Source organism: Rhodopseudomonas sp. (genome assembly GCF_048594845.1).
In the GTDB taxonomy this organism is placed as follows: domain Bacteria; phylum Pseudomonadota; class Alphaproteobacteria; order Rhizobiales; family Xanthobacteraceae; genus Rhodopseudomonas.
Map to the genome: position 1 here is coordinate 1 of NZ_JBMDXE010000113.1, position 12,027 is coordinate 12,027.

Below are 12,027 nucleotides of genomic sequence, written 5' to 3' on the forward strand. Positions count from 1 at the left end.
TCCTTCACCGCCGTGATGATCTTCGGCGTGGTGCTGGTCGGCACCTACACGTCGATCTTCATCGCCGCGCCGATCCTGATCTATCTCGGCGTCGGCACCCACCGTCTCGACACGCCGGACGATCAGCCGGAGCTGCCGGAGCCGGCCGCGGCAGTCGCTGCCCCCGCAGCTGCGCCGGCGGCGGCGAAGAAGCCCGCGAAGGCCGGCAAGTCAGGGAAGCGCTGAGTTTTGGCGGACCGCTCCGAGATCCCGCATTTTCCGCGCACGGCGTCGGTCGACGCCTACGGCAAAGGCGGGTTCTACTTCGGCGACATGTCGCACGTCGGCTCGTTATTGTTTCTGCCGGATGCGGTGTGGGGCTGGGACGTCACGCGACCGGACCAGATCGACCGCTATTCGTTGCAGCGCGTGTTCGACAATACGAATGCGATCGAGACGCTGATCATCGGCACCGGCACCGACGTCTGGATCGCGCCGCGTCCGCTGCGTGAGCAACTTCGCGCCGTTGGCATCGTTCTGGATACGATGCAGACCGGACCCGCCGTACGCACCTACAACATCATGATCGGCGAACGCCGCCGGGTCGCGGCCGCGCTGATCGCGGTGCCATGAGCGAGCCCGGCAGCGACGCCGATGCGGCGTTCTGCGCCGCTCTGGTGCGCGGCGCCGATTTCGACCGCTACGCCGCGACGCTTTTCGTCGATCCGCAGGCGCGGCGCTCGCTGCTGGCGCTGTATGCCTTCAACACCGAAATCGTCCGCATCCGCGAACAGGTCAGCCAGCCGCTGCCCGGCGAGATCCGGCTGCAATGGTGGATCGACATGCTGGCCGGCAGCGGCCATGGCGGTGTCGAGGGCAATCCTGTTGCGGCCGAACTGCTGCGCGCGGTTGGCCAGCACGCGCTGCCGGTCGCGGCGCTGTCGCAGCTGATCGAGGCGCACTTCTTCGACCTTTACAACGACCCGATGCCCGACGTGACGGCGCTGGAAGCCTACGCGGCTGACACCGACGGCACCTTGCTGTCGCTGGCGGCACGCATCGTCGATCAGGGCTCGAGCGCCATCGATCATCTCGCCCGGCACGCCGGCATGGCGCTCGGTCTAACGCGTGCGATCGCGCGGTTGCCTTACGATGCGTCGCGTCGGCAGCTGTTTCTGCCGCTCGAACTGCTCGCGCGCCACAGCAGCAACGAGGCCGACGCCTATGCGGGTAAGGAGACGCCGGCGCTCCGCCAGGCGCTCAACGACCTGATCGCCGTCGCGCTGAAGCATCTCGACGCTGCCCAACAGATGCTCGCCGAAGCACCGACGCCAGCCCGTCGGGCCTTCCTGCCACTCGCGCTCGCCCGCCGCGATCTCGACCTGATGGCCCAGGCCGACACCGACCTGTTCGCCCCGTTCGAGCGCTCACGGCTGAAGACGCTGTGGACGTTGTGGAAGGCCTCGCGCTCCCGCAGCTTCCGCTGAGACGTTTCGTCTAACCCCGTGCCCCGGACAAGGCGCAGCCGCCGCTCGGCGGCGGATGCGCCACATATCCGCGGCCCCGGTTTTCTCTGGCTTGCCTCAGATCGCGGCGCGTGCGGTGTTGCTGGCGCAGAACCGGGGTCCCGGATCTGCGGCGACGCGCTGCGCGCGGCGCCTTGTCCGGGACACGGGGGGAGAGATGGTGGAGCGACGCTACGCAGCCGCCGCCGTGCGTGGCAGGGCTTCGGCAATCCAGCCGTCCATGTCGGCGAGAGCGCGGGCGCTCACGGCCTGCTTCTTGGCCACCGACTTCTCAGGGCCGCGCAGCTTTTTGCCGTCGGGGCCTTTGGTCGGCGGGTTGGCGAGCGGCGGGAACAGGCCGAAGTTGATGTTCATCGGCTGGAAGGAGCGCGGGCCGGCGTCGATGGTTTCGATGTGGCCGCCGGTGATGTGGCCCAGCAGGGCGCCGAGCGCCGTGGTCGGCGGTGGCGCGGTGAGCGACGTGCCGACCGCATCGGCCGCAGAATCGAGGCCGGCGAACAGGCCGACGGCGGCGGATTCGACATAGCCCTCGCAGCCGCTCATCTGGCCGTCGACGCGCAGCCGCGGCGCCGCGTGCAGCCGGAGGCTGCCATCCAGCAGCTTCGGCGAGTTCAGAAACGTGTTGCGATGTAGTCCGCCAAGCCTTGCGAACTCAGCATTTTCCAATCCCGGGATGGTGCGGAAGACGCGCTGCTGGGCGCCGTAGTTGAGCTTGGTCTGGAAGCCCACCATATTGAACAATGTGCCGAGCTTGTTGTCCTGGCGCAGCTGGACGATGGCGTAGGGTTTCACCGTCGGATTGTGCGGATTGGTGAGGCCGACCGGTTTCATCGGGCCGTGGCGCAGCGTCTCGCGACCGCGCTCGGCCATCACTTCGATCGGCAGGCAGCCGTCGAAATACGGCGTGTCCTTTTCCCAATCCTTGAAGTCGACCTTCTCGCCGGCGATCAGCGCGTCGACGAAGCCGTCGTACTGCTCGCGGGTCATCGGGCAATTGAGATAGTCGGCGCCGGTGCCGCCGGGGCCGGCCTTGTCGTAGCGCGACTGAAACCAGGCGATCGACATATCGATCGAGTCGCGATGCACGATCGGCGCGATCGCGTCGAAGAACGCCAGCGCGGATTCGTCGGTCAGCGCGCGGATCGCGTCGGCGAGCGGCGCCGAGGTCAGCGGTCCGGTGGCGACGATGACGTTGTCCCAATCCTCCGGCGGCAGGCCGTCGATCTCCTCGCGGCGAATCTCAATCAGCGGGTGCTCGGCGAGCGCCTTGGTCACCGCCGCGGAGAAGCCGTCGCGATCGACCGCCAGCGCGCCGCCGGCCGGGACTTGATTGGCGTCGGCCGCGCGCATCACCAGGGAGCCGAGCTTGCGCATCTCGGCGTGCAGCAGGCCGACCGCATTATTGGCTGCGTCGTCGGAGCGGAAGGAATTGGAACAGACCAGTTCGGCGAGGCTGTCGGTCTTGTGCGCTTCGGTCGAGCGATGCGGCCGCATTTCGTGCAGCACGACACGCACGCCGGCGCGGGCCACCTGCCAGGCGGCTTCGGATCCGGCGAGGCCGGCGCCGATGATGTGAATGGGCTGGAGCGGGGAGGTGGGAAGCGTGGTGCTGGTCATGCGCTACAGCTAGCGCGTTTCAGCACCCCGTCAAATGCGTTTCGCCTCCTGACCGCGTCACCGCGGTCGAAGAGGCCCAGACGCGACAACGCCCGCAATACTGCGGGCGCTGGCCGTGAACAGGTCGGTCGGACGGTCAGCCGTTATAGTGACCGGACGCCACGCGCGGAATATCCGAGCGGTCGAGTCCGATGTCGGCCAGTTCGCGATCGCTGAGCTGCGAGAGTTCAGCGAGGTTGCGCTGATAGTCGCGGAACGCGCGAAGGGCGCGAATAAGCGAAAGCAACATGACGAAGTCTCCTTGTGCCGCGGTTCAGTCCTTCGGAAGGGGCCGAACCGTTGATCGGAATATAGGGCTGACTCGTCAAAACCAGCAGCGAAAATGTTGCACCGCAGCTAAGCGATATTGGCATACCTTTGACAAGGAATGATTAACCGTTTCGGCGCAGCCGAGAGGCGCCTGAGTTATGTCGTTGGAGCATCACGCTTCGATCACATACGGCTCAATTCAGCATTATAGTGCAGAAGCGCGGTACCAAAGTGCCTTTTTAGAAAGCCCGAAGCTGGAAAAACCGGAAGGAATTTTCCGGGGGCGACGCCAAGCTGGTTAAAGGCTCGGAACAATCCGATCCGATCATATGCCTTAAACGCATAGTGAACTCGCATTCATACGGCCGGCTAATTTGATCTGTCGCAATGCACAATCGCTCCGGAGCATTGGCGCACGAAACGGCACCTCGTCTCCGGAGTGATGGTTCTGGGGTTCAGACCTCGTTGCGCGGCTTCCACTGCAGCAGAGTTGCCGGGAAGTCGGCGGCTGACCGCCGGATCCGGCGGGATGGACGGGTGCGTGGTCCGCTAGCGGACGGTTCGACCGCGCGGCGGTACAGATGCCACGTGGCATGGCCGAGCAGGGGGACCACGACCGCGAGCCCCAGGAAGGCGGGCAATGAGCCGAGCACCAGCAGCGCGGCGACGATCAGCCCCCAGGCACCGATCTGTAGCGGATTCCGAGCGGCGACACGCAGCGAGGTCGCGATCGCCTCGGCGATCCCGGCTTGCCGATCGAGCATCATCGGAAACGAGACGGCGCTGATGCAGAGCGCAGCGATCGCGAACAGCAGGCCGACGCCGCAGCCGACTACTATCAGCATCCATCCCTCGGGGGTCGTCAGCACGCGGGTCGCGAAGTCGGGGATCGCGGCAGCCGGCGCGTAGCCGAATGCCGACACGTAGATCGCCTGGGCCGTCGCGATCCACACGACGAAGATGGCGAGCAGGATCGCACCAAGCCCGAGCATCGCGCCGAACGACGGCGAACGCAGCATGTCGAAGGCGTGCCAAGCCGAGATGTCTTCTCCCGTCTCGCGGCGACGGCTCATCTCGTACAGACCGAGCGCCGCAAACGGGCCGATCAGCGCGAAACCGGCGGCCAACGGAAACAACAGCGGTAAGACGGAGTAACCAAGCACGAGGCGCGCAAGCGCCAGACCGAGCACCGGATAGATCACGCACAGCATGATGGCGTGGCTCGGCACCGCTTTGAAATCCTCCCAGCCGCGGCGCAGGGCGTCGTACAGGTCGGCGAAGCTGAGGCGATGAACCATCGGCTCGGCCGATCGCGCCGCAACGGATCCGGGAATATCGACAGGGTAGATCGTCGCCATGTTCGTTTCTCCCATGTTGGTACATGTTGCGAACCGGCTCTTGCGCCGAAACCGGCGGGCCGGCTTGGTTCGCGGAAACGATCGGGACCAACGCACCAGACGCGAGAGCAGAACGATCTGGTCTTGTTGACCTGAACTTGCCGCGACCTGTGTGCGAAGTTTAACGCGGTTCGGCGTCGCCGCCTGCTCACGCTTAGGTGAGCTTGGATGGATCGATCTCGCGGTTAGTTAGTTGTGCACATGCAGCGCAACGATCGCGCACCGCGGTGGATGCGCTGCAGAAATTGATTAGTTCTATCTGTGATCGGGTCACGTGGGTATTCATCGCACTGCCATATTTGGCAAGGTCACGGGGAGCGGCTAGGCTTTCAAGCCGGAGCGTGCGGATCGTCGCCAGCTCCGGCCAACATGGGAGAACGTATGAGCATTTTCGGCAAGATCATGAGCGCCATCTTCGGCAGCAGCGCCGATGCCGCATCGCCAACCGCCCCGAGTGCGAGCGACACCACCACAGCGGGCGCGGGAACCGCACCTGCTCAGACCTCGCCAGCGCAGACCGTCGACGTCGCGCCGATCCTCGACAAGGCCGTGGCTGCGAAGGGTGAAAAGCTCGAATGGCGCACGTCGATCGTCGACCTCATGAAGGCGCTGGACATCGACTCCAGCCTGTCGGCCCGCAAGGAACTCGCCAAGGAGCTCGGCTTCAGCGGCGACACCAACGACAGCGCCAGCATGAACATCTGGCTGCATAAGCAAGTGATGGCCAAGCTCGCTGCGAACGGCGGCAAGCTGCCGGCCGACATCAAGCATTGAGCTCATACACTCGACTGTCTTTGGAAGGCCCGCCTCGGCGGGCCTTTTCTTGCCGCCGCGCGGCGCCGGAAATCTTCTCCGACCCTGCTCGGAAGATCTGGCACGCGGCGGGGTTTGATGCTGTGGTGACGCCGCCCGGACAACAAGAAGCCGGGCGGAACGACAGACACTTTGGGAGGACTTCATGACCACGCTCGACCGCCGAACCGTGCTGGCCAGTGGCGCGCTCGCGCTCGCAGGCTCCGCGATCGACAGCCGGCCCGCAGCGGCCGCGCCCGCGGCGCAACCGATTTTCGCCATCGAGACGATCACTATCCCGATCGCGGGCGAGGGTGGCGTGTTTCCGGTGCGGCGGATCTATTGCATCGGCCGCAACTACGCGGCGCATGCGATCGAGCGCGGCTCCGATCCGAACCGCGAGCCGCCGTTCTTCTTCCAGAAGCCGACCGACGCGATCCAGAACGTTGCGGTCGGCCAAACCGCCGAGCATCCGTATCCATCGCTGACGCAGAACTATCACCACGAGGTCGAGCTGGTGGCGGCGCTGAAATCCGGCGGCACCAACATCCCGGCCGACAAGGCGCTCGACCACGTCTACGGCTACGCGCTGGGACTGGATATGACGCGGCGGGATCTGCAGAACGGGATGTCGGCGCAGAAGAAGCCGTGGGAGATCGGCAAGAGCTTCGACCACGCCGCGGTGATCGGGCCGATCCATCCGGTCGGCAAGACCGGGCATTTCGAGAAGGGCGCGATCTCGCTCGCGGTCAACGGCACGGTCCGGCAGAATTCGGATCTGTCGAAGATGATCTGGAGCGTCGCCGAGCAGATCGCCAAGCTGTCGGAGGCTTTCGAGCTGAAGGCCGGCGACATCATCTATTCGGGCACGCCCGAGAATGTCGGGCCGGTGGTGAAGGGCGACGTGCTGCTCGCCAAGCTCGACGGCTTGCCGGACCTGTCGATCAAGATCGTCTGAGACAACCTCCGCGCTTGTGTCCCGGACGCGGCGCGCTGCGCGGCGTCCGGGGCACAGAGTTACTTCACCGCGTCAGGTCGGCATATTCCGGATGGCTGTCGAGATAGTCCGCGACGAAGCCGCAGCCGGCGGTGACCTTGAGGCCGTCGGCGCGGATCAGGTCGAGCGCGCCGCGCACCAGGTTGGAGGCGATGCCGCGGCCGCGCAGCGGCGGCGGAGTCTCGGTGTGGGTGATGACGACGCGGCCGCCGGTGCGGCGATAATTCGCAAACGCGATCTCACCATGCGCGTCGAGTTCGAACCGATTCAGCGCCTTGTTGTCGCGCACGTCGGCTGCGGTCGTGGTCCCGCTCATGGCGTCTCCCCTTATCTTCCATATTGCCTGCCCGCCACGGCAGTGCCGTGGCTCTCAGGTGTTGTCGCGTGAGGTCATGTCAAGGGTGGTGCGGCATTGCAAGGCAGTCACGGCTGCAATGCACAGCGCAGTGGATGGCACGGCTGTTCAAGCCATAGGGAGACGCCGGACGCAATACGGGAAATCCCTGAGGCGCGCGAGGGTGCTGCATCAGACCAAGCCCTCGTCCGGAATGTTGAGGATGGTGCCGCACGCCTTGCAATGCACCGCGTCGGCATCGTGGCGCTGCAGCGCGCAGGTCGGGCAGGGGAAGCGCACCTTGTTGGGGCTGATCAGCGCCCGCGCCAGATTGAAGAACAGCGTGACGCCGAAGATCATAATCACCACGGTGATCATTCGCCCCGTGGTGCCCGGCAGCGTGATGTCGCCGAAGCCGGTCGTGGTCAGCGCCGTCACGGTGAAGTACAAGGCATCCGCGTAGTTGGCGATCTGCGGATTGCGGAAGTGCTGGGTCTCGTACACCAGCGCCGTCATCACGAAGATGAAGACCGCGAGATTGGCGACGGCGATCACCACTTCCTCGTTGCGCCGGAAGAACCGGCTGTCGCTGCGCAGCCGCGCCAGCATCTGGTAGTCGCGGAGCAGCCGCAGCGTGCGCAGGATGCGCAGGAAGCCGCCGGCTTCGCCGGTCAGCGGCGCCAGGAACGACACGATCGCGACGATGTCGGTCCAGGTCGCGAGCCGGCCGAACTCGCGCAGCGGCCGCCGGCTGGCATACAGCCGCGCCGCGAAGTCGATCAGGATCAGCGCGCCGAACACCGTGTCGAGAGTCTCGACGACGTCGTTGGCCGGCACGAACGAGGTGCCGACGATGAACAGCACCGTGACGATGTCGAACGCCAGCAGCCCATAGCGAAACGCCACCCCGCGCGGCGAGGCGCCTTCGTAGAGCTGGCGCACGCCGGCGCGGAGGTCATGCAGCGTCATGGCGCGGTTGTGGCCGGGCCGGGCGGCCGACGCAAGCCGGTGCGGAGGGCGCTCGGCAAAGCCGGGGCCGGGCGCGGCATCGCTGGCGGGCTGGTCGGTGGTGGTCATCGCCGCGAATGAACGTCACGCACACCCCTCCGTTCCCGCGGCGCGTTGCGCCCGGGGTTTGCGGTGAACGTTCCGCCCTCGAGATGCGAGGGCGTGCGGAACGCCGGGTGCCCGATGCACCCGCGGCCTCGTGTGCAACAAACAAAAGCACACGAGTGTAGTCACCACGGTCACACCGGAGTTACCCGGCGTTCCGCACGCGGTGGTTTTAACGGCCTGGTTCGACGAAGACCCCTGGTGGGCGGTCCTGGGTGATCCACCATTGTGGGAGGCTGACGCACCGTCCGCGTTCGCCGGACGAGATGAGGCCACCGCCTTGTCGGGTCGGCGGCCGGCACCTCGGGGCGGGCACGGCTTGGCGCTGCTCCCTGCGCAAGGCGATGCGCCGGGATATCGCGACTTTGGCCGTCCGGGAGCTGCGCGGGTCGTCGACCCCTGCTCACGCGCCACGGTTACCCGTGAGGCGATCGGAGGCCAGAACGCCTCTCCCGTCCACCGCATCCCACCCCGCGTCCGTGACGATCGCGAACGCCCCTCGCAGCGAGGCGGGACACGCGGACTATAGTCACAGGTTTATAGTCCTGTCAAGCGGGCGCGATGGACACCCGCGTGGGACTGCGGAGCGTCCGTTCGCACGGAGCTCCGCCGGCGCGGCATTGTCAGGATACCGCCGCCTCGGTACAGTATCCAGGTAAGGCGCTTGCACAGCTCGTGTTACGACGCCGCAGCGAGCCGCCGCCATCATCATGCCTGCCGATCTGACCCTGCCGTTGCGCCCCACCACCAAGGCCGCGGCGACCGCGCACGCCGCGACGAAGTTCGACGGCATCCAGGCGCTGCGGGCGCTCGCCGCGAATGCGGTGCTGCTCGCGCATCTCACGGTGATCGAGAAGAAGTACAATCACGGCGCAGCGCTGCTGCCGGGCTGGTTCGACGGCGGCGTGTTCGGCGTCGATGTGTTCTTCGTCATCTCCGGCTTCATCATGGCGTCGCTGACGCGCCGGAGCTGGCACAGCTTCGCGGCGGCGCGCGCCATCCGGATCCTGCCGCCATACTGGTTCTACACCACGCTCGTGCTGGTCGCGTCGCTGATCAAGCCGCAATGGGTCAACAGCGCGCTCGACCAGGCGCCGTCGATCTGGCGCTCCTATCTGCTGATCCCGGGCAGCACGTTTCCGCTGCTCGCGGTCGGCTGGACGCTGATCCACGAAGCCTATTTCTATGTGGTGTTCGCGCTGATCCTGGCGCTGCGGCTGCCCTACGTCGCCGCGATCGCCGGATGGTCGGCGCTGATCGGCGCGGTGTGGCTGCTGATGCCGGCGGAGGCGGGCAATGCGGCGGCGTTTCCGGTGCTGGCGCTGGCGGTCAATCCGCTCACCTTCGAGTTCATCGGCGGCGTGCTCGTCGCGCTCGCGCTGCGGCGGTTCGGCGCGCGCTATCCGGCGGTCGTGCTGGCGCTCGGCGCCGCCGCGCTGATGGCGAGCATCGGCCTCACGTCCGACCGGATGTCGCTCACCTATGGCCACGGCCTGTGGCTGCGGATCGTGCTGATCGGCTTGCCCTGCGCGGCGATCGTGTACGGCGTGGCGGGGCTGGAATTGCACCAGCGCCTGGCGCTGCCGGCGTGGATACTGCGCCTCGGCGACGCGTCGTATTCGACCTATCTGGCGCACGTGCTGGTCGCCTCGGCGATCGGCCACGCCATGGTGGTGCTGCCGTTCGGCGGCGTCGGCTACGAAGCGGTGCTGCTGGTCGCCTGCCTGATCGCCGCCAATGTCGTAGGGCTGCTCAGCTTCCGCTGGCTCGAAATGCCGATGATGCGGCTCGGGCGGAAGCTGGTCTAGAGCGCGTCATCGCGATGAGAGCGGCGCATTTCTCGAGCGCAGCATCGTCATCCTGAGGTGCGCGCGTCGCGCGCCTCGAAGGATGCGGCAAAGGTGCTTGCGGCCCATCTTTCGAGGCCACTGGGTCTGTCACAATCAGAAACGAGTGAGCCGGCCATCGATGCGGCCAATCGCGGGCTCGCTGGCCGTCCTCATTGCCCGCAATTCCACACCGGGCCGATCGGCGTCTGCGTCCAGCACGGCCCGATGCTGCCGCCATTGTAGCGGCCGCGATAGAAGCCCGGCCGGCCGAGATAGCGCCATTCGCCGCTCCAGCCGCCGTTCCAGCGATAATATTCCGGCGTCCGGTCGATGTACCACGGCCGCCGGTGCATCATCGCGAGCTGCTCGCGGTTGAGCTTCTGCATGAACAACGGCACCGAATTGCTCGGCGGCTGCACATAGCCGGGCAGGCCATTGCTCTGCGCCCGCTTGGCCTTCTTGTGCGAAGCCGCCGAGGCGGCGAGGGGAACGAGCGCGAGCGCGACGGCGAGAATGAGGGAGGTGAGGCGGGTCATGGGGGGAGTGTAGACGGGCGGGGGCGGGAGGGCGAGACACATTCGGGTGCGGTGCGGGGGTGCGCGGTCGCGGCCGGTAGCCCGCATGAGCGCAGCGACATGCGGGGAGCGCCGAGGCCCCGGGTATCGCTTCGCTCATCCGGTCTACCCTGGCTGCTACGCAGCAGTCATTTTTAGCTGCGACTCGGTCTCCTCATCTATCGCGGAGGCGAGGTCGGCCATGAACTGGATAACGCGAGCTGCGTCGTCTCGGCTCACCGGATTTGGCACTTGAGCGCCAGGGAGTTTATCAACTGAGTGGGCAATCAGATCGCGTCTATCACCGATTAAAGATAGCTCGTTACGAATGTCCTGCTCATTGCGAGAGGTATAGCGTCCAAGCGCCTTCATTCGGTTAACAATTCTGGCCCATTTTTCCTTCCCCTGACACATCCATATGTAGCTAAGCGCCTCAGATACTTTGTCCGGCTTGTAGAACGATGTGTACTGAACAGATGAATACACATGATCCCTATAGAAAAGCAGCTTTTCCGTGGGGGACAGCTGATCGACTGCCATCACGCGCTCCAAAGGAACTTGGACTTGACGGAGATTGGCCGTCAAGATCGGTGGCGTTCGGTCGATCCATCTGAGTCCTGCTTCAGAAACTAGTTCGGTCATGTATAGGTCAAATGCCGAAACGCAAATGATCCAAACATGTCTCAGCGCGAAATCGTTTTGAGTTGCGTCGAAAGTAGCAAGACATACTTGCGATTCTGCGATGTGCTTGCCGAACCTGATACTAGCTTCTGTCATGGTTGATAATTGCCATGATTTTTTGGCTTATTGCACTAAAGATAGCATCGAATGTTTCGATGTTCGCTTTGGCGCTGATCTTCACAGTTCCTTGAATTCCGGCTGCCCGCAAGTCACCGTCAGTCAACCCGAAAACCGGCTTGCCAAACTCGGACGCAATGTGCGTGATTTGAGCAAAATCAGGTATGCGTGCCAGTGCGAAAAAACGTGTCTTATCTGGGTCTTGCGCAGCCTCCGGCAGACGGACTCGTGAGGCGATATCATATGCTTCCGCCGAGAAAAGACATCCATTCAAACTAAGTTTCGGGACGAACTCACCCTCAATACGGTCATCAATTAATGAGATTCGCTCATGATAACGAGCTGCCGCTTTGCTCTTATGTCGATTAAATCGGGAGTGAAGTGCCCCGAGGAATTTGTTAGCACCGCCAGGAAGCGGATACGTTGCGTCTGCAAATGCTGATCCAAACGTCGCCTTCCAGTTGACCCACTTCTCAATCTCTAGGCCGAGCGTCTTCAGGGACATCAGAGAAAAAGGGTCTGGATTGGTGGGAACAATGAAAGAATCGCTAATCATGAAGAAATTCTGATTGAGGGCCCCTAATCCGGGGTTGATGTCGATCACACTGTAATCGATTTGGTGTCGCTCCTCTTCAAGAGCGATCAGTCGATGGAGTGCCCCCGGCAGATTTTTGGTTACTGAAAGTGTTCCGCGCGTTTCTTGCGCCAGACTAATTTGGCCCTCAAGTGAGGACAAGTCCGGATGTCCAGGTAATACAAATAGCCTGTCGCTATTTTCAGCA

General features: G+C 64.4%; 13 protein-coding genes and 1 pseudogene. 6 read left to right on the forward strand and 8 right to left on the reverse strand.

The window, feature by feature from the left end; translation table 11 throughout:
* The 3 genes and pseudogenes from ACOJTD_RS06945 to ACOJTD_RS06955 all read left to right on the forward strand — a co-directional run.
* Positions 1 to 225: pseudogene (locus ACOJTD_RS06945) on the forward strand (protein translocase subunit SecF); the annotation flags it as partial.
* Positions 226 to 228: 3 nt separating this feature from the next.
* Positions 229 to 612 (forward strand): Mth938-like domain-containing protein, encoded by a 384-nt coding sequence (locus tag ACOJTD_RS06950; RefSeq protein ID WP_420132190.1) that lies wholly within the window; start codon positions 229 to 231, stop codon positions 610 to 612.
* A complete protein-coding gene (locus ACOJTD_RS06955) occupies positions 609 to 1,466 on the forward strand; it encodes a phytoene/squalene synthase family protein (protein ID WP_420132191.1) in 858 nt (285 codons plus the stop codon). Before ACOJTD_RS06950 ends, ACOJTD_RS06955 begins: the two co-directional genes overlap by 4 nt.
* A gap of 210 nt (positions 1,467 to 1,676) precedes the next feature.
* Here the strand turns inward: ACOJTD_RS06955 and trmFO are convergent, their stop codons facing one another.
* The 3 genes from trmFO to ACOJTD_RS06970 all read right to left on the reverse strand — a co-directional run bounded on the left by trmFO (position 1,677) and on the right by ACOJTD_RS06970 (position 4,789).
* Entirely contained in the window at positions 1,677 to 3,122 is a 1,446-nt protein-coding gene (gene trmFO, locus ACOJTD_RS06960) for a methylenetetrahydrofolate--tRNA-(uracil(54)-C(5))-methyltransferase (FADH(2)-oxidizing) TrmFO (RefSeq protein ID WP_420132192.1), read from the reverse strand.
* Positions 3,123 to 3,258: 136 nt separating this feature from the next.
* Positions 3,259 to 3,411: a DUF1127 domain-containing protein gene (locus ACOJTD_RS06965; protein WP_378391455.1), complete on the reverse strand. Its 153-nt coding sequence runs from the start codon at positions 3,409 to 3,411 to the stop codon at positions 3,259 to 3,261.
* Positions 3,412 to 3,886: 475 nt separating this feature from the next.
* A complete protein-coding gene (locus tag ACOJTD_RS06970) occupies positions 3,887 to 4,789 on the reverse strand; it encodes a DUF2189 domain-containing protein (protein WP_420132193.1) in 903 nt (300 codons plus the stop codon).
* A gap of 420 nt (positions 4,790 to 5,209) precedes the next feature.
* On the opposite strand from ACOJTD_RS06970, the gene ACOJTD_RS06975 reads away from it, so the two are divergent.
* Both ACOJTD_RS06975 and ACOJTD_RS06980 read left to right on the forward strand, forming a co-directional pair.
* Entirely contained in the window at positions 5,210 to 5,602 is a 393-nt protein-coding gene (locus ACOJTD_RS06975; RefSeq protein WP_420132194.1) for a DUF3597 domain-containing protein, read from the forward strand.
* Positions 5,603 to 5,786: 184 nt separating this feature from the next.
* Positions 5,787 to 6,578 carry a fumarylacetoacetate hydrolase family protein gene (locus ACOJTD_RS06980; RefSeq protein WP_420132195.1) on the forward strand — a complete coding sequence of 264 codons (792 nt, stop codon included), beginning with the start codon at positions 5,787 to 5,789 and terminating at the stop codon, positions 6,576 to 6,578.
* A gap of 64 nt (positions 6,579 to 6,642) precedes the next feature.
* Here the strand turns inward: ACOJTD_RS06980 and ACOJTD_RS06985 are convergent, their stop codons facing one another.
* Together ACOJTD_RS06985 and ACOJTD_RS06990 are read right to left on the reverse strand one after the other, a co-directional pair.
* Complete coding sequence (locus tag ACOJTD_RS06985; protein WP_420132196.1) at positions 6,643 to 6,933, reverse strand: GNAT family N-acetyltransferase; 291 nt, start codon at positions 6,931 to 6,933, stop codon at positions 6,643 to 6,645.
* Between the two features lie 210 nt (positions 6,934 to 7,143).
* Positions 7,144 to 7,920: a potassium channel family protein gene (locus tag ACOJTD_RS06990; protein WP_420132200.1), complete on the reverse strand. Its 777-nt coding sequence runs from the start codon at positions 7,918 to 7,920 to the stop codon at positions 7,144 to 7,146.
* A gap of 854 nt (positions 7,921 to 8,774) precedes the next feature.
* On the opposite strand from ACOJTD_RS06990, the gene ACOJTD_RS06995 reads away from it, so the two are divergent.
* The gene (locus ACOJTD_RS06995) at positions 8,775 to 9,872 is read left to right on the forward strand and encodes an acyltransferase family protein (RefSeq protein ID WP_420132197.1); all 1,098 of its coding nucleotides are present in this window, start codon (positions 8,775 to 8,777) and stop codon (positions 9,870 to 9,872) included.
* A 191-nt stretch (positions 9,873 to 10,063) separates the two neighbouring features.
* Here ACOJTD_RS06995 and ACOJTD_RS07000 read toward each other — a convergent pair whose 3' ends face one another.
* The 3 genes from ACOJTD_RS07000 to ACOJTD_RS07010 form a co-directional block, all read right to left on the reverse strand.
* Complete coding sequence (locus ACOJTD_RS07000; protein ID WP_254982738.1) at positions 10,064 to 10,429, reverse strand: hypothetical protein; 366 nt, start codon at positions 10,427 to 10,429, stop codon at positions 10,064 to 10,066.
* Positions 10,430 to 10,585: 156 nt separating this feature from the next.
* A complete protein-coding gene (locus tag ACOJTD_RS07005) occupies positions 10,586 to 10,987 on the reverse strand; it encodes a hypothetical protein (protein ID WP_420132198.1) in 402 nt (133 codons plus the stop codon).
* Positions 10,988 to 11,210: 223 nt separating this feature from the next.
* Positions 11,211 to 12,027: ParA family protein (locus ACOJTD_RS07010; protein WP_420132199.1), on the reverse strand; the 817-nt coding region annotated here is incomplete at its 5' end.